The organism is Dorea sp. BIOML-A1, from assembly GCF_009875615.1.
GTDB classification, from domain to species: Bacteria; Bacillota; Clostridia; order Lachnospirales; family Lachnospiraceae; genus Dorea_A; species Dorea_A amylophila.
On record NZ_WWSA01000002.1, the window covers coordinates 99,682 to 125,484 of the forward strand.

The window sequence follows — 25,803 nt, forward strand, 5'->3', positions numbered from 1 at the left end:
AAAATACTCCGATCTCTATTTTCTGATTTGTGTCTATTATAGCAAAAAAAAGAAGAGGGTGCTATATGAAGATTGCGTAAAATAATTTTTTAAATATATTTCAAAATTATTAATAAAGTATTAAGAAAAACTGTGGTATAATGGGTTGCCGTAAGGAAAAAATTATTGTAAGATAAAACGTAATGTAAAATTAGATAAATATGGGTGAGGAACATTGATAAAGGATAATCAAAAGTTATTAAACAGATTACATGTAGTAATAGATGCAGTCGTAATTGTATTTTCATATATTGCATCGTGGTACCTGAGATTTAAAAGCGGGATTTTTGAATTGGATCCATGGTTTTTATCGTTGCAGGAATATGCAAAAGTGTTGATTGTAATTGTGCCGGGATATCTGGTCTTATATTATGGATTCCAGTTATATACACCAAAACGTGTGCAGGGACGCAGACTGGAAGCATGGCATATCATTCAGGCGAATGTAATTGGTCTGATGGCATTTATTTTACTGTTATATGTGTGGAAGCAGCCTGATTTTTCAAGGGGAATGATTTTTGTATTTTTCCTGGTGAATGTATTTTTAGAGGTTGTTGTAAGAAATATTATCCGTGAAGTGCTGCGGGATATGCGGAAGCAGGGATATAACCAGAAGCACATTCTGCTGATCGGATATAGCCGTGCGGCGGAACAGTATATTGACAGAATTAAAGCAAATCCGGAATGGGGATATATCGTGAGAGGAATTCTTGCGGATAATGTACCAAGAGGAACAGAGTATAAAGGAATTAAGGTACTTGGAAGAATCGATAATCTTATGATTGTTCTTCCGGAAAATAAACTGGATGAGATAGCAATCACTCTCGGACTGGCAGAATATCATAAATTAGAAAAGATTGTAGGTATGTGTGAAAAATCCGGTGTGCATACAAAGTTTATACCGGATTATAATAATATCATTCCGACAAAACCATATACGGAAGATTTGGTAGGACTTCCGGTAATTAATATAAGAAGAGTGCCGCTTAGCAATATGCTGAATGCATTTGTAAAAAGGGCAATGGATATTTTTGGAGCGTTGGTTGCGCTTACATTATTTTCACCGGTCATGCTGGTAATAACAATTATTATAAAAGTGACATCTCCGGGACCACTGATCTTCAAACAGGAAAGGATCGGTCTGCAGAATAAACCATTCTATATGTATAAATTCCGGTCTATGGTTGTACAGGATGCATCAAAAGAAAAGAATGGATGGACGGTAAAGAACGATCCGCGTGTTACGCCGGTAGGAAAGTTTATAAGAAAAACAAGCATTGACGAATTACCGCAGCTGATCAATATCCTGAAAGGGGATATGAGTCTGATCGGCCCGAGACCGGAAAGGCCTCAGTTTGTAGAAAAATTCAAAGAAGAGATCCCAAGATATATGATCAAACATCAGGTGCGGCCGGGACTTACCGGATGGGCACAGGTGAATGGACTACGTGGTGACACATCGATTCAAAAGAGAATCGAGTATGATTTATATTATATTGAAAATTGGACATTGGGATTTGATATAAAAATATTATTTCTGACATTTTTCAAAGGTTTTATTAATAAGAATGCATATTAGCTTCTAAAGGAGACGGCAATGGCAAAGAAAAGACGCAAGACAAAAAGACAATTAAGAGAAGAACGACAAAAAAAATTGCGCAAAAGAAAAAGAAAAAGAATTATTTTACTAACAATTGAAATTATAATTCTGGCTGCTTTATTAGTAGCTGCTTACGGAATATTCAAACTTGGAAAGCTGGATTATAATGTGTTGAATAAAAAAAAGCTGGAAGTCTATAAGGATACAGGTGAGTATACGAACATTGCATTGTTTGGATTAGATTCGAGAAATAATGAATTGGACGGCGGTGTACAAAGTGACTGTATTATGATCGCAAGTATCAATAATAAGACAAGTGACGTGAAGCTTGTGTCTGTATACAGGGATACGTTGCTGCAGCAACAGAATGGACGCTATGATAAAGCGAACTCAGCATATAATACAGGCGGTCCGGAAGAGGCAATCAGTCTTCTGAACCGTAACTTTGATCTTGATATTAAGAATTATGTCAGTGTGAATTTTAATGCGCTTGTAAAAGTGATTGATGCTCTGGGTGGGATTGATATTAAAATGACGAAAGAAGAAGCACACTGGTGCAATCTGTATGGTGCCGAGACGGCAAGAGTGATTGGCGAACATTGGTCGGATATAGAAGAAAAAGCCGGTACACAGCATCTGGACGGTATTCATGGTGTGGCATATGCAAGAATCCGTTATACAAGTGGTAATGACTTCAAACGTGCACAGAGACAGAGAATTGTATTAGAAAAGGTTGCAAAGAAAGCACAGAAAGCGAATTTCATTACTTTAAATAAAATAGTAAATGAAGTATTTCCGATGATTTCGACAAGTTTTTCTTCAAAACAGATTCTGGGATTTGCAGCGAATGCACTGAATTATAATCTGGTGTCAACAAATGGATTCCCATATCAGGTAACAACCAGTGAAACAGTGAAGAATCATAGCGGTGTATCTTTTGTCATTCCAATCGGTTTGGAACAGAATGTAAAGCAATTACATCAGGAACTGTTTAATGATGATTCTTATGAGGCATCAGACAAAGTAAAAGAGATTGACAGTGACATTGTTTATCTGACGGATATAACAGCAGATAATACAGATGCAATGGAGTCTACGTTTAAAGGAGACAGTCTGAATGAGGGAACGGAATAAAATTATTTTAGAATATGGAACTTATATGCTGAGCTTTTTTGTCAGTTACATAGCGTCACTGGCAAAATGGTATTATGCTTCGGGAATTATTCTGATTGTGGAAGCTGTTTATTTGTATGTTCACTGGGTAAGGGAAAGTGGAAGCTTTGTGGAACTGAGGGCTCTGTTTACACTTGCCTGGGTAGGGGGCCAGGGAATCAGCTGTCTGAAACTCAGTACATTACAGGATACATGGAGCTATATAACCTGGTTGAGCTTTTTTGTGATATATATAGCTTTTGGAATAGGATATGAATGGGGAAGAAAGTATAGCAGGGTAGAGGGAAAAGAACCTGAAAAAAATAAAAAAAAGGCAAACAGGCTTTTTCGATGTATTATGTTGCTGCTGGTTGTGTCGGCCGGATGTTTTGTAATCGAAATTATCCGGATCGGTTATATTCCGGTTTTTTCAGACGAACCTTATTCGTATTCTTATTTCAGAATGTCGGCTTTACATTATCTTCATTATTGTGCAATCAGTTGTATCCTGATACCGGGACTTACGGTGCTTTGGAAAAAAATCGATTCTGAGGAAAGTAAGTGGCGTAATGGAGCAATCATTATTGCAAATATAGTGGCATTTGCAGTTCCGTTTCTCTATGTATCGAGATTTCAGTTTCTGTTTGAAATAGGTGTGGCAGCAGTCATTTATATACTGGTAAATAAAAATATGCGGAAAAGTACCTTGGTTCTTCTTGGTCTTGTGGTTTGTGCAGCGTATGTGGTGATTACATTGTCACAGAAGCGGGATGCGATATATTTGAACAATGTATTTAAAATGAAATATACACATATGCCGGTGTTTCTGACCCAGCCGTATATCTATATTGCTAATAACTACGATAATTTTGACTGTCTGGTGAAAAATCTGCCGAAATTTTCTTATGGCCTGCGGATGTTATTCCCGTTTGTGTCATTAACGGGATTGAAATTTGTAATGCCAAATCTGGTTCCGGCAACGGTCTATCTGACCAGTACCGAATTGACAACGCTTACAATGTTTTATGATGCTTATTATGATTTTGGAGTCATTGGAGTATTTGTGATAGCTTTGCTTATTGGTGTTGTGGCAAAGGTCATTATTGATATTATTAAAAAAAGTGATAACCCGGTTGTATATCTTTTTTATGGACAGATTGCAGTGTATCTGGCTCTTGCATTTTTTACAACATGGTTCAGCAGTCCTGCGACATGGTTCTGGCTGATCATTACAGGGATGATTTATTGCTATGTAGGATATGATAAGAAATAGAGGATGAAAAAGAAAAGATGAATAACGATCAGACTTCTGTAGATGTGGTGATACCATCATACAGACCAGATGAAAAATTTAGCAGACTTGTGAAAAAACTTCAGGAACAGGAATATCCGATCGGCACTATTTTTGTGATCAATACAAAGGCCGGAAGGTTTCCGAAAGAAGTAGAGCAGATGGAAAAGGTAAAAGTATCCCATATAGAACGCCGGGAATTTGATCATGGCGCAACACGGGATATGGGAATGCAGATGTCAAAGGCGGAAATTGTTGTATTTATGACACAGGATGCAGTGCCAGCAGATGAATATGTGATTGGAAATCTGGTGAAAGTACTGGAAGAAGATGAAATGACCGGGGCGGCGTATGCACGTCAGCTTGCAGCATCTGATTGTAATTATATAGAAAAATATACCAGAAAATTCAATTACCCGGAAAACAGCCGGATAAAAAGTAAGGAAGATTTACAGGAAATGGGCATTAAAACATTCTTCTGTTCTAACGTTTGTGCGGCATATAAACGGAATATTTATGAAAAAGCAGGTGGATTCTGCAAGAAAACAATATTTAATGAGGATATGATATTGGCCGGTCATATGATAAATGCCGGATATAAGGTCGCTTATGTGGCTGAAGCGAGAGTGATTCACTCGCATAATTATACAGGGATGCAGCAGTTTCACCGCAATTTTGATATGGCTGTGTCACAGGCAGAACATCCGGAAGTATTTGAGGGTATAAAGTCTGAAAGCGAAGGAATAAAACTGGTGAAGCAGACAGCCGCTCATTTGGTAAAACGGCGGAAAATACATCTGGTTCCCAAACTGGTTTATCAAAGTGGGTGTAAGTACATTGGTTACCGGATGGGGAAAATGTATAAAAAATTGCCGGATAAAGTCGTTAAATGGTGTTCGATGAGTCCGGGTTACTGGGAAAAGTAGACGAAAAGCTTTATTTTTGATTGAAGTTTGTCATATTTTAAGGTAATATAGATATGATATGATAAGCTACGGCTGAAGAAAGGATATAAAAAGTAATGGCAAAAGATAAAAAAAGATATAAAAGACGGGGACGAAGGTCGAAAACAAGGGGTTTTGCATCCTGGTCTTTGGGTAAGAAGATTGGAGCCATTCTTGGAGGAACATTGGTAACGGTAGCAGCGATTGGAGCTGTCATTGTAGCCAGTAAACTTTCGAAGATCAATACAGTAAAGTTAGATACAGATAAATTAAGCGTTTCAAAGGAAGCCAAAAAAAGAGGAAGCGGATATCTGAACGTTGCATTGTTTGGTGTGGATTCAAGAGACAATGATCTGGATAAAGGAACTAGAAGTGATACAATAATGATTGCAAGCCTGAATAAGAAGACAATGAAGGTGAAAATTGCATCGATATATAGAGACACATTGTCAGAGCAGGAAGATGGAACATTGAATAAAATCAATGCAGCATATTCATATGGCGGTCCGGAAGGTGCTCTTTCAGTGTTAAATAAGAATTTGGATATGAATATAGAACATTATGTAACGGTGAATTTCAACTCGATGATAGACATTGTAGATTCTGTGGGCGGAATTGATATCGATGTACAGGAAGATGAAATGCCGTACATCTGTGGTTATGTTCAGGAAATTATGAAGGTGACCGGAAAGCTGTCTCCGGGAGTTACAGAACCGGGAACACAGACTCTGAATGGTGTGCAGGCAACTGCATATGCCAGAATCAGATACACGGCCGGAGATGATTTCAGACGTGCAGAAAGGCAGCGGGCGGTTCTGCAGAAAGTTGTAGAGAAGCTGCAACAGGCATCACCGGCACAGTTGAATAAGATTATTGATAAGGTCTTTCCGGAGGTTTCGACAAACTTCACAATGACAGAAATCCTTGAATATGCGAAAGATGCGTTTGATTATGAACTGGGAGAAACAACAGGGTTCCCATTTGATAAGACAACCGATACATTGGGAAATGTAGGAAGCGTTGTTATTCCGGTTACAATGGAAAGTAATGTAAAGCAGCTGCATAGTTTCTTCTATGGAGAAAGTGATAATTATGATGTGTCTTCCACAGTATCGGGTATCAGTGCAAAGATAGAGAAAAAAGCCGGAAACAGAGATGCGGATACAGACGAATCAACGCAGGAGTTTATGCAACAGCCGGAAGAGACATATTCCGGAAACAGTGGAACAACAAAGAACAGTTCGGGAAGTACAGGAACAACCGGAAGCACTTCGTACAGATCGGGAACGAGTGGTAACAGTGGTACTTCGGGAAGTACAGGGACAACGGGAAGTACAACCGGAAGCACAACTGGAACAAGTACGGGAAGTGGTACATCAACCGGAACAGGAAGCGGAACAACAGGAAGTACAGGAACGACAGGAAATGGTACATCAACGGGAGATACTTCAACCGGGACAGGCGGAGAATCAACTGGCGGCGAAGGTACCACAGAGTAGAACACCATAAAGATAGAAAAAGGGGTATTATTCATGAAAAAAGTCAAAAAAATAATTGTATCATTTCTTTTGATGTGTATGTTGTGTGTTGGAATGACATGTGTGGCAAGTGCAACCGCAGCAGAATTCAGATTTTCTGATCCGCAGACCAGTGTCGGAGCAGAGGTAGATGTAACGGCAAAGGTTTCATCTGCGAAAGCGTTAAATACAATTCAGGCAACATTAAGCTATGATAAAACAAAGCTGCGCTTCATCAGCGGTGATGATGCTACAGGTGGAGACGGAACAATTACAATATCAAGAAATGATGAAAATGCCGGAACAACGATGGAATTCAATTTAAAATTCCAGGCATTGGATGAGGGAACAACATCGGTAGAAGTTGCTAAGGTTGATGGAATTGATAGCAATGGAGTTGCATTGGAGATTACGCCAGGTTCTTCATCTGTCAGCATAGCAGAAGGCGATAAATCGCTGATTCAGGAGGAAGATACCAGTTCGGCTGCTGGTGGAACAGAGGTTAAGATTGGAAAATCAAAATATATCGTAACGGATGATTTTTCGGATACGATTATTCCTGATGGTTTTGTAAGAGATGCGTTGAAATTTGAAGGAACAGATCATCAGATTATTAAGCAGGAATCAAGTGGTGCACTTGCAATGTATCTTACACCTGAAAACGGAGGAGATGCGGATTTTTATCTGTATGACACTGATACCGGAAAATTCGCTCCTCTTGAAGTAATAGAGGTTGCAAAGGGCAGATATATTATTCCTTTGGCTGATGACGGAAATATCTCATTGCCAAGCCAGTATCAGAAGACATCACTTACATTAAACGGAAAAGAGTTTGATACATGGCAGGATACAAAGAATGCGGAATATTATATTGTCTATGCGATGAATTCGGATGGAGAAAAGACAACATACCGTTATGATACAACAGATGGTACGTACCAGAAATATTCGCCATCATCAGGAACATCTTCAGCGTCAGATTCTACTGTCAATAACGGAAAAGGAATCTGGGGAAAAATTTTAAATTTTGTAGATAGTTTTTTGGATATCGTAGTAATTATTGCACTTGTTCTTTTTGCAGTACTGCTGATCGTAGTAATTATTACTTCTGTAAAACTTCATTATAGAGATCTTGAATTGGATGATCTGTATGACGAATATGGAATTGATATGGATGAGGAAGAAGCAGAGAAGAAGATTCAGAAAAAAGCTGCGAAAAAAGTAAATAAAGAGAAGAAGAAAAATAAAAAGACAGCTAAAAAACCAGTAGCTGTAAAGAAAACGTCAAGATTTGACTATGGAGAAGACGAATTTGAAGATTATGAGGATGATTTCGATGATGAGGATCCATGGGTGACAGAAAATATTGCAAAAGCAATGGAGCACAAGCCTGCTAAGAAACAATCAGCAAGGCAGAAAAAGCCAGCAAGGCGTACAGAACCTGAAAGAGAAAAGAAACCATCCAAAGGTGTCCGTGCCTTAGACGAGACAGGTCCGGCAATCCGTAAACCTGTTAAGAAGATCAATCTGGAGGATACCAATGATTTTGAAGCATTTACACCTCTGGATGAAGAAGCATTTGACAACTTTGAAGGTTATTATTCAGAAGATGATGATTATGATCTGTTCGGAGCAGGTTATGATGATGACGATCTGTTTGATGCGACAGCAGATCTTTTAAGTAATCATCCGGAAAAGAGAAGAAGTCATGCGGAGATGGATGATACATTCAAAATGGATGTGATTGATCTCGATTAAAATAGGATGAATAGAATGAACCGGTTTGCAGAAATCAGAAAGAAATTGATGGAAGCAAACCGGTTTGTTTTTATTTTCAAGTGTTCCTGACAAGCTTTTTGAGTGTAGAAAATGTATACCCCATCTCCTCCCATTTTGCAAGCAGCTCATCCAGAATCTCGCCATTGGTACTGGAGGTGTTATGCAGCAGCACGATGGCACCCGGATGGATCCGTCCGAGAAGCTTGTCAAAGGCTTCTTCTTTGGATGGCTGCGCGTCGGCCAGCCAGTCAACGTAGGCAAGACTCCAGAAGAAGGTATGATATCCCATGTCTTTTGCCATCTGCAGATTTTCAGTACTGTATTTTCCCTGTGGCGGCCGGTAGAAGCGGGTCATGGATTTGCCTGTGATATCTTTATACAGAGTTTCTACACTCTTAAGTTCTCTGGAAAATGTCTCCTTTGTTGCAATTTGGGACATATCGGGGTGATGGAAGGTATGATTGCCGATGGTATGGCCTCCTTTTAACATCTGCTTTATCAGTTCCGGATTATCACGCAGAAAGTTTCCGACAACAAAAAATGTGGCTTGAACGTTGTGCCGTTTTAAAGCATTCAAGATAGCCGGTGTATTTCCGTTTTCATAGCCGCAGTCAAAAGTGAGATAGATGACTTTTTTATCCGTCTTTTGTGCATAGTAGGCGTGATATTGCTGAAGCTCATCGAAAGATGCATTACCGACAGGAACTTTGCCTTCCTCCTGAAAGCTGAGACCCCAGTTTTCGGCAGCCGGCAGAATCGTGGAGAGGGGATTGCCGGAAGTCGAGGCTGTCGGAACTGTGCCGGAGGAAGCTGCATTACCGGATGGACTTTTATCATCTGTTCTGACAGACGCAGGTGGAAAGATCCGGGCAATCTGTCCGCCTGCAAAGAAACAGAATGAAAAGAAGAATAAGAGGATCAATGGTTTGTAATTATGTAACCGGGACATAAGAACTCCGCAAGAATCATTTGTTCATATATATGCAGCGAATACAAAGTTATGACCTGCCTTGCAAATAGCAGGGAATCATAGTAGTATAGGGAAGAAAGAAAAAGGGACGGAATTGAATGGAATATGGATGTAAAAATAAATGAACAGGTAAAGAATAAAAAGCAGGACAATATGATCACGCCGGAGATTCGGTATAAAAAGACAGCGAAGGGCATGATGATCACAGAATATTCCGGGACGGACAGTTACGTGGTCCTGCCGGATGAGATAGAAGGCGAAGCTGTGACCGCACTGGATGACTATGCATTTGCCAGGAATCTGGAAGTGGAAGAAATCTGGCTGCCGGAAGACTTGGAAGAAGTTGGTCGTTACGCATTCTACCGCTGCCGGAATCTTAAGAAACTGGTTATGGGAAATCAGCTGCTGGACATGGGAGGCGGTGCGCTGACGGGCTGCCATCTGACGGAAGTAGAGATTTATTTCCGTGAGGGGAAGAAAAGTTGTCTAAAATCCATTGTGGAAGAGATGCGCTATCAGATCCGTGTAAATCTGTATGGATACAGTTGGCGATATGATGCAGGTGAAGAAAAAAACTGTACAGATGGACAGATGTGGGAAGCCAGAATCCTTTTCCCGGAACACTATGAAGAAGCAGTAGAGAATACGCCGGCAAGAATCCTGGAGACGCACCACCACGGTGCGGGAGGATACTACCGCCAGTGCTTTTATAACCGGGAATTAGATTATAAGAAATATGATGAGATGTTCTATCATACGGTTGCGGAGGATACAGAAGAGACGGCGGTGGAGCTTGCACTGAACCGTCTGCGTTTTCCGGAGAAATTGTCGGAGAAGAACAAAAATGTCTACAAAACATACATACGGGAGCATATGGAAACGGTGGCAGCGTATCTGGTAAAGAGAGAAGATATAGAAGGAATCCGGTTCCTGGAGCAGAAGAAGCTGTGGAGTGAACCGTCTTTACAGAAAGGTATGGATGTAGCGGCAGAGGGGAACAGGACGGAAAGTCTGAGTGTGCTTATGGATGTCAGAAAAGAGCTGTTCCCGAAGAAGAAAAAGACGTTTGAATTGTAAGGAGAAAAAGCGTAAAATCATATGGCAGATACGAAGAGACGTATAAAAAATGAAGAAATAAAGAAAGAAACAACAGAACCAGAGGCTGTGTCACAGTCAACTGCCATGCAGGAGCGTATGGAGTCTGTCAGCCGAAAGATCCTGATCACGGCAAGAAATGAGCTTTATATGAAGATGCGTTTCCTGGATGTTGCATTGTCGTGCATGCCATTTATACCGGATATTGGTGCGGACGGCATGGGAACGGATGGACTGTACCTTTATTATGATCCACAGTATCTGGGGGGATTGTTCCGGGAAGACCGCGTTATGGTGAACCGGATCTATCTGCATCTGGTACTGCATGGTATCTTCCGGCATATGCTCCGGAGAAAGGGAAGAGAAGAGCGGATTTATCATCTGGCCTGCGACATTGTGGCAGAATCCATCATCGACGGGCTTCAGTACCGCTGTGTGATGAAGGCCAGGTCTCTTCCAAGAAGAGAGATGTACCGGATGTTGAAGAAAAAAATGAAGACACTTACAGCAGAACGGGTATATGAAGTGCTGAAGAAAGAAGAATTTCCGGAAACGAAGCTTGGACAGTTAGAGTCAGACTTCCGTGTGGACGATCACAGCTACTGGCCGAAAGATGAGGATAAGAAGAAGCAGAGCCAGATCGAGAATCAGTGGCAGGACATCAGCGAACGTATGGAGACGGAGATGGAGACATTTTCCAAAGAAGCATCGGAAAGTTCGGGCGGTCTGATCGATCAGGTGAAGGTCGAGAACCGGGAACGGATGGATTACCGGGAATTCTTACGGAAGTTTTCGGTTTTAAAAGAAGAGATGACGGTAGACCCGGATTCGTTTGACTATAATTTCTACAGCTATGGTTTGTCGTTGTATGGGAATATGCCATTGATCGAGCCGCAGGAGTGGAAGGAAGTCCAGAAGGTCGAAGAATTTGTGATTGTGATCGATACATCAATGTCGTGCTCCGGAGAACTGGTGAAGAAGTTTCTGGAAGAGACATACGGTGTGTTGAGTGAGAACGACAGTTTTTTTCGGAAGGTGAATATTCATATCATACAGTGTGATGACCAGATCCAGACGGATCAGAAGATCACCTGTGAGGAAGAATTGAAATCTTATATGGAGAAGTTAGAATTAAAAGGCGAAGGCGGAACGGATTTCCGCCCGGCATTTGCCTATGTGGACGAAATGATCCGGCAGCATGCATTTGAACATCTGCGGGGGATGATCTATTTTACGGACGGACGTGGAATCTATCCGGCGAAGCGCCCAGTCTACGAGACAGCATTTGTGTTCATGGAGGAAGAATATGAGGACGTGGATGTCCCGCCATGGGCGATCAAGATCATTCTGGAAGAAGGGCAGGACTTTTAAGGAAATGTTGAAATACATGGAGGAAAGAAAATAAATGGATATAAAGCGAGCAAAGAAAGAAATCAAAGATTCTATCGAGGCATATCTTGCCAAAGATGAGTTTGGGGATTATATGATTCCACAGATCAGACAGAGACCGATTCTTTTGATGGGGCCTCCGGGAATCGGAAAGACCCAGGTGATGGAGCAGGTGGCGAAAGAGTGTAAAGTGGCGCTTGTGGCATATACGATTACGCACCACACCAGACAGAGTGCGGTGGGACTGCCATTTATTGAAAAAAAAGTATATAGCGGAAAAGAATATTCCGTTACCGAATATACGATGAGTGAGATTATTGCCTCAATATACGATAAGATGGAAGAGACCGGATTAAAAGAAGGAATCCTCTTCATCGATGAGATCAACTGTGTGTCAGAGACGCTGGCACCGACGATGCTGCAGTTCCTGCAGTGTAAGATGTTCGGCAATCAGAAGATCCCGGAAGGCTGGATCATCGTGGCGGCAGGCAATCCGCCGGAATATAATAAGTCGGTTCGCGATTTTGATGTGGTGACGCTCGATCGTATCAAGAAGATCGATGTGGATGTGAACTATGATGTCTGGAAAGAATACGCATATCAGGCAGATATCCATCCGGCAATCCTTGCATATCTGGAAATCCGCAGAGATTATTTCTATCGCATGGAGACGACAGTAGACGGAAGAGTCTTTGCAACGGCCAGAGGATGGGAAGATCTCTCCCAGCTTCTGAAGACATATGAGAAGCTGGGAAAGAAAGCAGACAGAGAGGTCGTTCATCAGTACATTCAGCACTGGAAGATTGCAAAGGATTTTGCAAATTATCTGGAACTGTACAGAAAATACAAGAAAGATTACGGACTTGAGAAGATCATTGAAGGTGTCTACACAAAGGACACCTTGGAAAGACTGCAGTATGCAGCATTTGATGAGCGTCTCAGTGTAGTTAACATGCTGATCGGAAGACTGGGAACCTGCTTTAAAGATTATTTCCTGAAAGACCGGTTTGTGACGATCTTATATGAATATCTGAAGTTATTAAGATCCAATCTGCAGATCGATCTTGTAGTCTGTGAAGCGAGGGACAAGTACGAAAAACTCCGGAAAGAAGAGCAGATGACAAAGCAGGAAGATCATGTACGCAAACAGGTACTGGATACGCTGGAATCCTATGAACAGCTTACGAAAGAGGAACATCTGGACGGAGAAGCAGCATTTGAACGTGTAAAGGAATTGTTTGGCAATGAAGTGGCAGGGCGGGAAGAACTGACAGAGCATACACTTGCTGCGCTGGAACACGCATTTGAGTTCATGGAAGATGCATTCGGAGACAGTCAGGAGATGGTCTCTTTCGTGACAGAGCTTAACACGAATTATTACAGTATTCAGTTCCTGAAGGAAAATGACTGCGACAAGTATTATCAGTACAATAAGAAATTGTTATTTGACAAACAGCAGGAAGAGATCCTGTCCGAAATGGATGAGATCGAACAGGATCTGAACACTGCCGTAAAATAATGGTTAAAATTTAATATGTAAGTTTATATCCGTGGCGGATCTTACGGAAAATTTTCCAGATAATGACTGCCGGAAAACTGAGTGCAATATAAAGAGACGACAGTACGCCGACACCTCCGCCGATGATCATAAGAATTAAAATACCAATATTCATAAAAAAGTCCTCCTTGCTGATGTTCGCCGCCGGGAGATTTCAAAGAACCCAATGTGGCAGCTTTTGTGTAAATATGATATGGAATTTTGCTTCCGGATACATTATATGCATTTTGGCAAGGCAGTGAAAGAGAAGAAAGGGCTTCTTAACACGGTCTGAACAGAATACGTTAATTTCTTAACGGAGTTTTAACAAAAGAAGTACATTTACTTTAAACGGCACAGGTGTTAGAATAAACAATGTATATGGATACTGGGAGGATTGCGGATATAACGCATATAAGAGCAGCATATACGATGAATGAACGTAAAAAATATAAGATGACATAAAGGAGAATATATATGAAATGGAATCAGTTTCGCCTGAAGACGACGACAGAGGCAGAAGATATTGTCAGCAGCATGCTTGCTGATCTTGGAATCGAGGGAGTGCAGATCGAGGACAAGATACCGCTCACCCAGTCTGACAAAGAGCAGATGTTCGTAGACATCCTGCCGGATATACCGGAAGATGATGGATGTGCATATCTGACATTCTATCTGGACGAAGATGTAGACAAACAGGAACTGTTACTGAAAGTCAGACAGGAATTGGAAGAGATGAGAAGCTACCTGAATGTAGGAGAATGTACGATTGAAGAATCACAGACAGAGGATGTAGACTGGGTGAATAACTGGAAACAGTATTTCCATCAGTTCTATATTGATGACATTCTTGTCATTCCTTCATGGGAAAATGTCGAGGCGAAGGACAGTGACAAGATGGTGATCCATATCGATCCGGGTACAGCATTCGGAACCGGTATGCATGAGACAACACAGCTCTGCATCCGTCAGCTTAAGAAATATGTGACAGAGGATACAGAAATCTTAGATGTAGGATGTGGAAGCGGAATCCTTGGAATGCTGGCATTGAAGTTCGGCGCAAAGCATTCCGTAGGAACGGATCTGGATCCGTGTGCGATCGATGCAACATATGAGAATATGGACAATAACGGAATCAGCAGAGATCAGTATGAAGTCATGATCGGTAACATCATTGATGATAAAGCAGTACAGGACAAGGTGGGATATGAAAAATATGATATTGTAGCAGCAAATATCCTGGCAGATGTACTGGTGCCGCTGACACCTGTGATCATTCATCAGATGAAAAAGGGCGGTATCTATATCACGAGTGGAATCATCGAAGACAAAGAAGATGTGGTAGTAGAAGCTGTGAAGGAGGCAGGTCTGGAAGTCCTGGAAGTCAATCACCAGGGTGAGTGGGTATCTGTAACAGCAAGAAAGAATTAGAGGATCTGATATGCAGCATTTTTTTGTATCACCGGAACAGGTGAGGGAAGAAAAAATCTATGTAGAAGGCAGTGACGTCAATCATATGAAGAATGTGCTCCGTATGAAGACCGGCGAGGAACTGACCATTGGGGACGGTGACGGGTGGCTCTATGTGTGTGTGGTGGAATCTTACGAAGAAGACATGGCGGTACTTAAGATTCTGGAGAAAAAGAAGGATGAGAGCGAACTTCCGTCAAAAATCTATCTGTTTCAGGGACTCCCAAAACAGGACAAGATGGAACTGATCGTGCAGAAAGCGGTGGAACTGGGTGTATACCAGGTGATTCCGGTGGCAACGAAGCGTGCAGTAGTAAAGTTGGATGCAAAGAAAGCAAAAAAGAAGGTCGAACGCTGGCAGCAGATCGCAGTCAGTGCGGCAAAGCAGGCAGGAAGAGGCATTATCCCGGCAGTAGGAGAAGTGTGTACCTATGCACAGGCCCTGAAGTGTGCAGAGGAACTGGATGTTGTCCTGATCCCGTATGAACTGGCAGAAGGCATGGAAGAGACGAAGCAGATCATTGCAGAGATCCGGCCGGGGCAGTCGGTTGGCATCTTTATCGGACCGGAAGGCGGCTTTGAGAAAGAAGAAGTAGAACAGGCTGTGAAAGCCGGGGCAGAGCCGCTGACACTTGGAAAGAGAATCCTCCGTACAGAGACGGCCGGACTTACAATGCTTTCGGTTCTGATGTTCCATCTGGAAGGGTAGAGACATAATCTAATACTAAGAATGAAGAGTACAGGAAGTGAAGAAATGAAGGAAGTATATCTGGATAATTCGGCGACCACTATGGCATATCGAAGCGTCGGGGAACTGGTGCAGAAGGTTATGTGTGAAGACTATGGCAATCCGTCTTCCATGCATAACAAGGGTATGGAAGCAGAAAAATATATAAAAGAAGCAAAAGAGACATTTGCAAGACTATGGAAAGTACAGGAAAAGGAAGTGTATTTTACTTCCGGCGGTACCGAAAGTGACAATATGGCGCTGATCGGTGCAGCAAGGGCGAACAAGCGTGCAGGCAACCACCTGATCACGTCATCTATTGAACATCCGGCGATCATTAATACCATGCGTTTCCTGGAAGAGGAAGAAGGATTCCGTGTAACCTATCTTCCGGTAGATCAATATGGAAGGATCCGTCTGGATGCATTGCAGGAAGCACTGTGTGAAGATACGATTCTGGTATCGATCATGTATGTGAATAATGAGGTGGGTTCTGTCCAGCCGATCCAGGAAGCGGCAAGTATCGTAAAGGCATATAATAAAGATATTTTATTCCATGTCGATGCGGTACAGGGATTTGGAAAATATAAGATTTACCCGAAGAAACTTAAGGTAGATATGTGTTCCGTCAGTGGTCATAAGATCCACGGACCGAAGGGTGTGGGTGCTTTATACATCGGTGAAAATGTAAAGATCCGTCCGATCGTTTATGGAGGCGGCCAGCAGCATGATATGCGTTCCGGAACAGAAAATGTACCGGGAATCGCAGGACTTTCCCTGGCGGCAAAGACGATTTACGACAACCTGGATAAGAAGGTAGAGAAGATGAGGATGCTAAAGCAGCATTTCATCGAAGGCGTGGAAAAGATTGAGAATACGACGATCCACGGATTATATGATGAGACATCGGCACCGCATATTATCAGTGTAGGAATCGCAGGTATCCGGAGTGAAGTATTGCTGCATGCGCTGGAAGATAAGGGAATCTATGTATCATCCGGTTCGGCATGTGCATCCAATCATCCACAGATCAGCGGTGTGTTAAAGGGAATCGGCGCAAGGCAGGAGTTCCTGGATGCGACCCTCAGGTTCAGTATGTCAGAATTTACTACGATGGAAGAGATTGACTATACGCTCGATGCACTATATAATATAGTACCGATGCTTAGAAGATATACCAGACATTAAGTAGATCACGATAAAAGAGAAAGAAATCAGGAAAGGAATCAGAAGATGAGATTTCATACATTTTTATTAAAATATGGAGAGATTGGAATTAAGGGAAAGAACCGTCATCTGTTCGAGGATGCACTGGTACGTCAGGTGCGCTATGCATTAAAGGATGTGGACGGACAGTTTGATGTGCATAAGTCACAGGCGAGAATCTATGTGGACTGTGAAGGAGATTACGATTATGATGAGACGGTAGAACATCTGAAAAAGGTATTTGGTCTGGTCGGAATCTGTCCGGTTGTCCGTATGGAGGATAAAGGATTTGAGGAACTGAAGAAAGACGTTGTGGCATATATGGATGAGATGTATCCGGATAAGAACTTCACATTCAAAGTAGAATCCAGACGTGCAAAGAAGTCGTACCCATTGAATTCTATGGAGATCAGCCGTGACCTTGGAGAGGCTATTTTGTATGCATTTCCGGAGAGCGGAATCAAAGTTGATGTGCATCATCCGGATGTCATGGTCAATGTAGAAGTAAGAAATGAGATTTACGTGTATTCACAGATCATCCCGGGAGCAGGCGGAATGCCGGTTGGAACGAATGGTTCGGCGATGCTGCTGTTATCCGGTGGTATTGACAGCCCGGTTGCGGGATATATGGTATCAAAACGTGGTGTGAGTCTTGAAGCAACTTATTTCCACGCACCGCCGTATACAAGTGAGCGTGCAAAACAGAAAGTTGTGGATCTTGCGAAGAAGGTAGCAAAATATTCCGGACCGATCAAGCTTCACGTAGTTAACTTTACTGACATCCAGCTTTATATCTATGACCAGTGCCCGCACGATGAACTGACGATCATTATGAGAAGATATATGATGCGTATTGCAGAGCATTTTGCAAAAGAAGATGGATGCTTAGGTATGATCACAGGTGAGAGTATCGGACAGGTGGCAAGTCAGACCATGCAGAGCCTTGCGGCAACCAATGATGTATGTACGATGCCGGTTTACCGTCCGCTGATCGGATTTGACAAGCAGGAGATCGTGGATGTATCAGAGAAGATCGATACTTACGAGACATCCATCCAGCCATTCGAAGACTGCTGTACGATCTTCGTGGCAAAACATCCGGTAACAAAGCCGAATATTGATGTGATCCGGCGTTCGGAAGAGAATCTGAATGAGAAGATTGATGAGCTGATGAAGCAGGCGATCGAGACTGTTGAGGTCATTGAAGTAAAATAAAAAAAGAGGGCTGAACCCTTAAACAGGTCAGCCCTTTCTCTAAGTAGATCATTTACTTTTATTACTGATTAGTCACAAAGATATGGTTTTAACATTTCCATGATCTCTTCTACGTTGTCATCAGCGTGGATGTTCAGATCGATCGGTTTAGAAAGATCTAAGCTGAAGATTCCCATGATTGATTTTGCATCAATGACATATCTTCCGGATACAAGATCAAAATCATAATCAAATTTTGTGATGTCATTTACAAATGATTTTACTTTGTCAATTGAATTTAAAGAAATTTTTACTGTTTTCATTGGAATACCCTCCTTGATTCATTTCTTGTTCTATAGATATATTAAGAGTCAGACGAGGAAAAGTCAAGAAACAAATTGCCAAAGAATTCAGAAGATTTTCGTTAGAAGTTACAACAATGTGTAAAAAGAAAGGAACAGATACATGAAGAAAGTAGCATTGCATAATCTCGGGTGCAAAGTGAATGCGTATGAGACGGAAGCCATGCAGGAACTGCTGGAAAAGCACGGATATGAGATCGTGCCGTTTCAGGAAGGTGCAGATGTGTATATCATCAATACCTGTACAGTGACAAATATGGCAGACCGGAAATCCAGACAGATGCTGCACAGGGCAAGAAAGATGAATCCGGATTCGATTGTCGTTGCCTGTGGCTGTTACGTGCAGGCCAGAAAAGATGACATCCCGGATGGAATCGATATTGTCATCGGAAATAACAAGAAGCAGAATATTGTCGAGATCCTGGAAAATTATGAGAAAGAGAAAAATCCGGATGCCCAGGCCGGAACACCGGCAAAACAGGAAAAAGCGGCAGAGACCTATCAGGAGATTCTGGATATCAATCATGAAAAAGCGTATGAAGATCTGCATTTAAGCACGGCAGCAGAGCATACGAGAGCGTATATCAAGGTACAGGATGGATGTAACCAGTTCTGTTCTTACTGTATTATTCCATTTGCAAGAGGAAGAGTAAGAAGCAGAAGCCGTGACAGCGTACTTGAAGAAGTAAAGACATTGGCGGCCAACGGATACAAAGAAGTGGTACTGACGGGAATCCATCTGAGTTCCTATGGAATCGACTGCGATGACAATCTGTTATCCCTGATCCTTGCGATCCACGAAGTAGATGGAATTGAAAGAATCCGCCTCGGATCACTGGAACCAAGAATCATCACGGAGGAATTTGTACAGACGATCGCACAGCTTCCGAAGATGTGTCCGCATTTCCATCTGTCACTGCAGAGCGGATGTAATGCAACACTGAAGCGTATGAACCGCAGATACACTGCAGAAGAGTATTACGAAAAATGCCGGCTGCTCCGTAAGTATTTCCGTAACCCGGCACTTACAACAGATGTGATCGTCGGATTCCCGGGAGAAACGGAAGAAGAATTTGCCGAGTCAAAAGCATTTGTAGATAAAGTGGATTTCTACGAGACACACATTTTCAAATATTCCAGAAGAGAAGGAACGAAGGCCGCAGCAATGAAAGACCAGGTCCCGGATCAGATCAAGGCTGTAAGAAGTGCGGAACTTATAGAACTGAGCCATAGAAAACAGGCCGCATACGAAGAAAGACTGATCGGAACCACGCAGGAAGTTCTGATCGAAGAGAAAATTATACGCAACGGAGAAGAATTACAGATTGGCCACACAAAGGAATATGTGAAAATTGGTGTAAAAAATCCGAATAATCTTATTAATCAGCTTGTAAATGTAGAAATTGAAAACCAATTACAAATATTGCATTGAAATTTAAGATTTAATCATGTAGAATAAAATTGAAATATTTTTGGAGGACGTGATTACATGAAAAATATGACAAATACCCAGTTTTTCCAGGTGGAAAGTGGACCGCAGATCAGTGCAAAAGATATTCTGGAAATCGTATACAAGGCATTGAGTGAAAAGGGATATAATCCGGTAAATCAGATCGTAGGATACATTATGTCCGGCGATCCGACTTATATCACAAGCCATAACGGAGCCAGAAGTCTGATCATGAAGATGGAAAGAGATGAACTGGTAGAAGAGATGCTCAAGACGTATATTGAGCATAATGAGTGGAAATAATGACTATGAGAATCATGGGACTGGACTATGGATCCAAGACGGTAGGTGTTGCTGTCAGTGATCCGTTGGGAATTACTGCTCAGGGAGTGGAGACTATATGCAGAAAGGACGAGAACAAGCTCAGAAAGACCTGTGCGCGTATCGAAGCACTGATCGAAGAGTATCAGGTTACGAAGATTGTCCTCGGACTTCCGAAGCATATGAACAATGATATTGGAGATCGTGCGGAAAAATCAATGGCATTTGGTGAGATGTTAAAAAGACGGACCGGCCTGGAGGTCGTGATGTGGGACGAGCGTCTGACCACGGTAGAAGCTGAACGGACTTTAATAGAGAATAAGGTAAGGCGTGAAGACCGTAAGAAATATATTGATAAGATTGCGGCTGTTTTTATATTGCAGGGATATCTGGATTCACTTGCACACACGCCACTGGATTAAGAGGTAGATTGCAGATGGAAAAGATTAAATTCATGTCCGAAGAGATGAATGAAGAAGTAGATTTTTATGTACTTGAACAGACGAAAGTTGGTGGTGTGTCATATATTCTGGTGACGGATTCGGAAGAAGATGATGCAGAATGTCTGATTCTGAAAGACACATCAGGAGAGAGCCAGTCAGAGAGCGTATACGAGATCGTAGAGGATGATGTAGAGCTTTCTGCTGTTCTGAAAGTATTTGAAGAACTACTTGAAGATGTAGAGATTGAAAGGTAGTTTGGAATGTCTATCAGTAAAGAGAAGTTTAAAGAAATGCTGAGAGAGAAGGGGTTGAAAGTTACCAACCAGCGTATACTGGTACTGGAGGTCCTTGCAGATCACCGCGATAAGCATCTGACTGCAGAAGATATTTATGAATTAGTAAGAGAAGATTATCCGGAGATTGGGCTGGCAACTATATACCGGACAGTGCAGTTGTTACTGGAAATGCAATTGGTGGATCGTATCAGTCTTGATGATGGATGTGCACGTTATGAAATCGGAGAATTCTTTGATGGAGAAGAAAGACATCATCATCACCATCTGATATGCAGAACATGTGGTAAGATTCTTCCGTTTAAGGATGATCTGTTGGAAGATCTGGAAGATAAGATCGAAGATACCACGGGATTTCATGTGTTAGACCACGAATTAAAGTTCTATGGACAGTGCAGGGAGTGCCAAAAAAGAGGCAGAAAAAAGTAGTGCGGTAAACACGTGGAGGTGTAATTTTGAAAAGAGAAAACAATGGAAAAATGCGTATCATTCCACTCGGAGGTCTGGAAAAGATCGGAATGAACATCACAGCTTTTGAGTATGAAGACAGTATTATTGTTGTAGACTGCGGATTATCTTTCCCGGAGGAGGATATGCTCGGAATCGACTTGGTCATTCCGGATGTCACCTACCTGAAAGATAACATTCAGAAAGTAAAAGGATTTGTAATAACCCATGGACATGAGGACCATATCGGTGCACTTCCTTATGTATTAAGAGAACTGAATCTTCCTATCTATGCGACAAAGCTTACGATGGGAATCATTGAGAAAAAGCTGACGGAACACAATCTGCTCCGCAGTACAAGAAGAAAAGTTGTCAGACACGGACAGTCGATCAATCTGGGACAGTTCCGTATCGAATTTATTAAGACAAACCACAGTATTCAGGATGCGGCAGCACTGGCAATCTATTCACCGGCCGGTATTGTTGTGCATACAGGAGACTTTAAAGTAGATTATACACCGGTATATGGCGATGCGATCGATCTGCAGAGATTTGCAGAGATCGGTAAGAAAGGCGTACTGGCACTGATGTCAGACAGTACCAATGCCGAGAGACCAGGATTTACACAGTCAGAGCGTACGGTAGGTATCACATTTGATCATGTTTTTGCAGAGCATAAAGATACCAGAATTATCATTGCAACATTTGCGTCAAATGTAGATCGTGTACAGCAGATCATCAATACGGCATGTAAATATGACCGTAAGGTGGTCGTAGAGGGACGAAGCATGGTGAACATCATCCAGGTTGCACAGGAACTGGGATACTTAAATGTTCCGGATAAGACATTGATCGAGATCGACCAGCTTAAGAATTATCCGCCGGAGAAGACCGTTCTGATCACAACCGGAAGCCAGGGAGAATCTATGGCAGCTCTGTCGCGTATGGCAGCAGATGTGCATAAGAAAGTAACGATCATGCCTGGTGATACGATCATCTTCAGTTCGAATCCGATCCCTGGAAATGAAAAGTCTGTATCCAAGGTAATCAATGAACTGACAGCTAAGGGAGCGAATGTCATCTTCCAGGATGCACATGTATCCGGTCATGCATGTCAGGAAGAACTGAAACTGATCTATTCTCTGGTAAAACCGAAATATGCGATCCCGGTTCACGGAGAATACCGTCACCTCAAAGCCAATGCGGGAATTGCCAGAATGCTTGGCATTCCAAAAGATAATATTTTCATCCTGAAATCCGGTAATGTTCTGGAAGTCAGTGAGAAGGAAGCAAAAGTAGTAGACAATGTACACACAGGAGAGATTCTGGTAGACGGACTTGGTGTAGGAGATGTTGGAAATATTGTACTTCGTGACAGACAGCATCTGGCGGAAGACGGTATTATGATCGTTGTACTGACACTGGAAAAAGGAAGCAATCAGCTTCTTGCGGGTCCGGATATTGTATCGCGTGGATTCGTCTATGTAAGAGAGTCCGAAAGCCTGATGGAAGAGGCAAGAAAAGTCCTTACAGATGCAGTGGAGGATTGTCTGACACATCAGCGCAACGCAGACTGGAGTAAGATCAAGCTTGTGATCCGTGATACGATGAACGATTTCATTTGGAAACGTACCAAGAGAAGACCAATGATCCTCCCAATCATTATGGACGTATAAAAAAAGAAAAAAATGAGCCGCCACATAGTACGAAACCGGCGCCTTCCGACACAGTGTGTGAGGCTGGTTTTGTACAATGTACGGCTCGTTTCCTTGTAGAATCCTAAGAGAAACTGCAGGAAAGAACAGGTACAAACAGTTAGAACAGAGGTAGAGATACTATGATCGTAGATGAACGTATGGTTACATACATCCGGTCGTTGGAACGTCCGGAGAATCCTGTGATAGAGGCAATCGAACAGGAAGCATTGGAAAACTTCGTACCGATCATCCGCAAAGAAACCCAGAGCTTCTTAAAGGTAATGATGTTAATGAACCGCCCGGCCAGAGTGCTGGAGGTGGGCACAGCAGTCGGATTTTCGGCAATCTTAATGAGTGAATATCTTCCGGAAGGAAGCCGTATCACAACAATAGAAAACTATGAAAAAAGAATCCCGATTGCGCGAAACAACTTTAAGCGTGCGGGGAAAGAAGAACAGATCACGCTGATCGAAGGGGATGCCCTGGAAGTGATGAAGACCCTGGAAGGTCCATATGATTTTATCTTTATGGATGCGGCCAAGGGACAGTATATCCATTATATGCCGGAGGCAGTAAGACTGCTTGCGGATGGAGGTATCCTGATGTCAGACAATGTATTACAGGATGGGGATATCATAGAATCCAGATTTGCGGTAGAGAGGCGGAACCGTACCATCCACAGCCGTATGCGGGATTACCTCTATGAATTAAAGCACAGCAATGTGCTGGAGACATCGATCATCCCGTTGGGTGATGGTGTGGCACTCAGTATCAAGAAGAAAAAAGAGGAGAAGGAGAATCGATAAGATGAGAAACAGACATCCAGAATTACTGATTCCTGCAAGCAGTCTGGAAGTGTTGAAGACTGCGGTTATGTTTGGTGCAGATGCAGTATATATCGGAGGAGAGGCATTTGGACTTCGTGCAAAGGCAAAGAACTTCTCTATGGAAGACATGAAAGAAGGCGTGCAGTTTGCGCATGAGCATGGAGCAAGAGTTCATGTCACTGTAAATATTCTTGCGCATAATGATGACCTGGAAGGTGCAGCAGAGTATTTAAAAGAACTAAAAGAGATCGGACCGGATGCGCTGATCATTGCAGATCCGGCAATCTTCATGCTTGCAAAAGAAATCTGTCCGGAGATAGAAAGACATGTCAGCACACAGGCAAATAACACGAACTATGGAACATTCAACTTCTGGTGGAACCTGGGGGCAAAGCGTGTGGTAACAGCCAGAGAACTTTCATTAAAAGAAATCAGGGAGATCCGTGCGCATATCCCGGCAGAGATGGAGATTGAAAGTTTTATCCATGGGGCAATGTGTATCTCTTATTCCGGAAGATGCCTGCTGAGCAATTTCTTTACGGGAAGAGATGCCAATCAGGGTGCCTGTACACATCCGTGCCGTTGGAAATATTCCGTGGTAGAAGAGACAAGACCGGGCGAATATATGCCGGTGTATGAGAATGAAAGAGGAACATACATTTTCAACTCCAAGGATCTGTGTATGATTGAACACATTCCGGAAATGATCGATGCGGGAATTGATAGTTTTAAGATCGAGGGACGTATGAAGACGGCTCTGTATGTGGCGACGGTTGCAAGAACTTACCGCAAGGCGATCGATGATTATCTGGAGGATCCGAAGAAATATGAGGCGAATATGCCTTGGTACAGGGATCAGATTTCGAACTGTACGTATCGTCAGTTTACGACAGGATTTTATTTTGGAAAACCGGGTGACGAGAGCCAGATCTACGATAGTAACACGTATATCAAAGAGTACACTTATCTTGGGATTATCGGCGGGATTAAAGATGGCATGTACCGCATCGAACAGAGAAATAAGTTCTCCGTAGGTGAGACTGTCGAGATTATGAAACCGGACGGACAGAACGTAGAAGTAACGGTGAAAAAGATCATAGATGAGGATGGGCAGGAGCAGGAGAGTGCGCCGCATCCAAAGCAGGTGCTGTATGTGGCATTAAGCGGAGAAGCTTCCGTATATGATATTTTAAGACGCCAGGAAGGTGTAACGGAATAGGGCAGACAAGTAACAGAGAAAGCAGTGATTCAGTGCAAAAATGGAAAAGCACAGAATCACTGCTTTTTGCATAGAATATAATAAATCTGCCTAAGAGGTGCTTTGTCTTGAAGTCATTTCCCCAACCATTGACGGCAGCGGAAGAAAAGTACTATATGCAGAAATATACAGAGGGTGATCTGGAAGCAAAGCACATTCTAATAGAACGGAATCTGCGTCTGGTTGCACATATCGTGAAAAAGTACCAGCCGCCTCCGGAAGAGATGGAAGACCTTCTGTCGATCGGAACCATCGGGCTTATGAAGGCTGTTGTAACGTTTGATCCGGATAAGAGCGCAAGGCTTGCGTCGTATGCAGCAAGGTGCATCGAAAATGAAGTATTGATGTACTTGAGAGGTAAGAAAAAAAGTTCAAAAGAAGTATCTTTGTATGAACCGATCGGAACGGACCGGGAAGGCAATGAGATACAATTATTTGATGTGATTGAGATGAATGAAGAAGATGTCTACCGAAGACTGGAACGTAAGGAAGATGTGATCCGTCTGTATCAGCAGGTGGAATCGGTATTGTCTCAGAGAGAACGAATGGTACTGAAGCTGCGGTATGGCCTGTATAATGAAGAGGAATATACACAGCGGGAAATTGCAGCAATGCTCGGCATTTCCAGATCGTATGTATCAAGAATTGAGAAGAGTGCGATTGAAAAATTAAGAAACTTTTTCACTTCTTAGAAAAGTCTTTAAAAAATCTTTAGAATTCTATATCCGTTATTTTAAGAATCAAAGTCTATACTTAACACCATAAGAAAGAGGCATGCAAAATGGTATGTGAGAA

Annotated in this window: 25 protein-coding genes; 22 read left to right on the top strand and 3 right to left on the bottom strand. The window is 42.3% G+C overall.

Annotated features, from left to right (window positions below):
• Nucleotides 1-214: 214 nt before the first annotated feature.
• The 6 genes from GT508_RS01260 to GT508_RS01285 all read left to right on the top strand — a co-directional run bounded on the left by GT508_RS01260 (nucleotide 215) and on the right by GT508_RS01285 (nucleotide 8,301).
• On the top strand, nucleotides 215-1,618 hold the full coding sequence (locus GT508_RS01260; protein WP_138376295.1) for an undecaprenyl-phosphate glucose phosphotransferase: 1,404 nt from the start codon (nucleotides 215-217) through the stop codon (nucleotides 1,616-1,618).
• 18 nt (nucleotides 1,619-1,636) lie between these two features.
• The gene (locus tag GT508_RS01265; RefSeq protein ID WP_161143408.1) at nucleotides 1,637-2,773 is read left to right on the top strand and encodes an LCP family protein; all 1,137 of its coding nucleotides are present in this window, start codon (nucleotides 1,637-1,639) and stop codon (nucleotides 2,771-2,773) included.
• Complete coding sequence (locus GT508_RS01270; protein WP_161143409.1) at nucleotides 2,757-4,064, top strand: O-antigen polymerase; 1,308 nt, start codon at nucleotides 2,757-2,759, stop codon at nucleotides 4,062-4,064. Before GT508_RS01265 ends, GT508_RS01270 begins: the two co-directional genes overlap by 17 nt.
• A 17-nt stretch (nucleotides 4,065-4,081) precedes the next feature.
• Nucleotides 4,082-5,008: a glycosyltransferase family 2 protein gene (locus tag GT508_RS01275; RefSeq protein ID WP_028087006.1), complete on the top strand. Its 927-nt coding sequence runs from the start codon at nucleotides 4,082-4,084 to the stop codon at nucleotides 5,006-5,008.
• A gap of 95 nt (nucleotides 5,009-5,103) precedes the next feature.
• Nucleotides 5,104-6,525 carry an LCP family protein gene (locus GT508_RS01280; RefSeq protein WP_161143410.1) on the top strand — a complete coding sequence of 474 codons (1,422 nt, stop codon included), beginning with the start codon at nucleotides 5,104-5,106 and terminating at the stop codon, nucleotides 6,523-6,525.
• A 33-nt stretch (nucleotides 6,526-6,558) separates the two neighbouring features.
• Nucleotides 6,559-8,301: a cohesin domain-containing protein gene (locus GT508_RS01285; RefSeq protein ID WP_161143411.1), complete on the top strand. Its 1,743-nt coding sequence runs from the start codon at nucleotides 6,559-6,561 to the stop codon at nucleotides 8,299-8,301.
• 76 nt (nucleotides 8,302-8,377) lie between these two features.
• On the opposite strand, the gene GT508_RS01290 is transcribed toward GT508_RS01285, so the two are convergent.
• Nucleotides 8,378-9,271 carry a polysaccharide deacetylase family protein gene (locus GT508_RS01290; RefSeq protein WP_226851447.1) on the bottom strand — a complete coding sequence of 298 codons (894 nt, stop codon included), beginning with the start codon at nucleotides 9,269-9,271 and terminating at the stop codon, nucleotides 8,378-8,380.
• Between the two features lie 126 nt (nucleotides 9,272-9,397).
• Between GT508_RS01290 and GT508_RS01295 the strand changes: the two genes are divergently transcribed.
• The 3 genes from GT508_RS01295 (at nucleotide 9,398) to GT508_RS01305 (ending at nucleotide 13,295) form a co-directional block, all read left to right on the top strand.
• Entirely contained in the window at nucleotides 9,398-10,369 is a 972-nt protein-coding gene (locus GT508_RS01295) for a leucine-rich repeat protein (RefSeq protein ID WP_161143412.1), read from the top strand.
• A 105-nt stretch (nucleotides 10,370-10,474) separates the two neighbouring features.
• Nucleotides 10,475-11,758 carry a vWA domain-containing protein gene (locus GT508_RS01300; protein ID WP_161143423.1) on the top strand — a complete coding sequence of 428 codons (1,284 nt, stop codon included), beginning with the start codon at nucleotides 10,475-10,477 and terminating at the stop codon, nucleotides 11,756-11,758.
• Nucleotides 11,759-11,792: 34 nt separating this feature from the next.
• A complete protein-coding gene (locus GT508_RS01305; RefSeq protein ID WP_117597212.1) occupies nucleotides 11,793-13,295 on the top strand; it encodes an ATP-binding protein in 1,503 nt (500 codons plus the stop codon).
• Nucleotides 13,296-13,305: 10 nt separating this feature from the next.
• Here GT508_RS01305 and GT508_RS14390 read toward each other — a convergent pair whose 3' ends face one another.
• On the bottom strand, nucleotides 13,306-13,449 hold the full coding sequence (locus GT508_RS14390) for a hypothetical protein (RefSeq protein WP_171029315.1): 144 nt from the start codon (nucleotides 13,447-13,449) through the stop codon (nucleotides 13,306-13,308).
• A gap of 341 nt (nucleotides 13,450-13,790) precedes the next feature.
• Between GT508_RS14390 and prmA the strand changes: the two genes are divergently transcribed.
• The 4 genes from prmA to thiI are packed head-to-tail and all read left to right on the top strand — an operon-like array spanning nucleotide 13,791 to nucleotide 17,931.
• The gene (gene prmA / locus GT508_RS01310; protein ID WP_117597214.1) at nucleotides 13,791-14,744 is read left to right on the top strand and encodes a 50S ribosomal protein L11 methyltransferase; all 954 of its coding nucleotides are present in this window, start codon (nucleotides 13,791-13,793) and stop codon (nucleotides 14,742-14,744) included.
• Nucleotides 14,745-14,754: 10 nt separating this feature from the next.
• The gene (locus GT508_RS01315) at nucleotides 14,755-15,492 is read left to right on the top strand and encodes a 16S rRNA (uracil(1498)-N(3))-methyltransferase (RefSeq protein WP_161143413.1); all 738 of its coding nucleotides are present in this window, start codon (nucleotides 14,755-14,757) and stop codon (nucleotides 15,490-15,492) included.
• A gap of 45 nt (nucleotides 15,493-15,537) precedes the next feature.
• On the top strand, nucleotides 15,538-16,698 hold the full coding sequence (locus GT508_RS01320) for a cysteine desulfurase family protein (protein ID WP_161143414.1): 1,161 nt from the start codon (nucleotides 15,538-15,540) through the stop codon (nucleotides 16,696-16,698).
• A gap of 45 nt (nucleotides 16,699-16,743) precedes the next feature.
• A complete protein-coding gene (gene thiI / locus GT508_RS01325) occupies nucleotides 16,744-17,931 on the top strand; it encodes a tRNA uracil 4-sulfurtransferase ThiI (RefSeq protein ID WP_028086996.1) in 1,188 nt (395 codons plus the stop codon).
• Nucleotides 17,932-17,999: 68 nt separating this feature from the next.
• Here thiI and GT508_RS01330 read toward each other — a convergent pair whose 3' ends face one another.
• Nucleotides 18,000-18,233, bottom strand: a complete 234-nt coding sequence (locus GT508_RS01330) for an HPr family phosphocarrier protein (protein ID WP_006428559.1) — start codon at nucleotides 18,231-18,233, stop codon at nucleotides 18,000-18,002.
• Nucleotides 18,234-18,375: 142 nt separating this feature from the next.
• On the opposite strand from GT508_RS01330, the gene mtaB reads away from it, so the two are divergent.
• The 9 genes from mtaB (at nucleotide 18,376) to sigK (ending at nucleotide 25,700) form a co-directional block, all read left to right on the top strand.
• Nucleotides 18,376-19,704, top strand: coding sequence for a tRNA (N(6)-L-threonylcarbamoyladenosine(37)-C(2))-methylthiotransferase MtaB (mtaB, locus tag GT508_RS01335; RefSeq protein WP_117597218.1), 1,329 nt, complete (start codon nucleotides 18,376-18,378; stop codon nucleotides 19,702-19,704).
• A 57-nt stretch (nucleotides 19,705-19,761) separates the two neighbouring features.
• On the top strand, nucleotides 19,762-20,025 hold the full coding sequence (locus tag GT508_RS01340) for an IreB family regulatory phosphoprotein (RefSeq protein ID WP_055281563.1): 264 nt from the start codon (nucleotides 19,762-19,764) through the stop codon (nucleotides 20,023-20,025).
• Nucleotides 20,026-20,030: 5 nt separating this feature from the next.
• Entirely contained in the window at nucleotides 20,031-20,465 is a 435-nt protein-coding gene (gene ruvX, locus GT508_RS01345) for a Holliday junction resolvase RuvX (protein ID WP_028086993.1), read from the top strand.
• Nucleotides 20,466-20,479: 14 nt separating this feature from the next.
• Nucleotides 20,480-20,740, top strand: coding sequence for a DUF1292 domain-containing protein (locus tag GT508_RS01350; RefSeq protein WP_028086992.1), 261 nt, complete (start codon nucleotides 20,480-20,482; stop codon nucleotides 20,738-20,740).
• Nucleotides 20,741-20,746: 6 nt separating this feature from the next.
• Nucleotides 20,747-21,208: a Fur family transcriptional regulator gene (locus GT508_RS01355; RefSeq protein ID WP_055281561.1), complete on the top strand. Its 462-nt coding sequence runs from the start codon at nucleotides 20,747-20,749 to the stop codon at nucleotides 21,206-21,208.
• Between the two features lie 26 nt (nucleotides 21,209-21,234).
• Nucleotides 21,235-22,902 (top strand): ribonuclease J, encoded by a 1,668-nt coding sequence (locus GT508_RS01360; RefSeq protein WP_055281559.1) that lies wholly within the window; start codon nucleotides 21,235-21,237, stop codon nucleotides 22,900-22,902.
• Nucleotides 22,903-23,063: 161 nt separating this feature from the next.
• Nucleotides 23,064-23,729, top strand: coding sequence for an O-methyltransferase (locus GT508_RS01365; protein ID WP_161143415.1), 666 nt, complete (start codon nucleotides 23,064-23,066; stop codon nucleotides 23,727-23,729).
• Between the two features lies 1 nt (nucleotide 23,730).
• Nucleotides 23,731-24,969: a peptidase U32 family protein gene (locus GT508_RS01370; protein WP_161143416.1), complete on the top strand. Its 1,239-nt coding sequence runs from the start codon at nucleotides 23,731-23,733 to the stop codon at nucleotides 24,967-24,969.
• Nucleotides 24,970-25,076: 107 nt separating this feature from the next.
• The gene (sigK, locus tag GT508_RS01375; RefSeq protein ID WP_028086987.1) at nucleotides 25,077-25,700 is read left to right on the top strand and encodes an RNA polymerase sporulation sigma factor SigK; all 624 of its coding nucleotides are present in this window, start codon (nucleotides 25,077-25,079) and stop codon (nucleotides 25,698-25,700) included.
• Nucleotides 25,701-25,803: the final 103 nt, after the last annotated feature.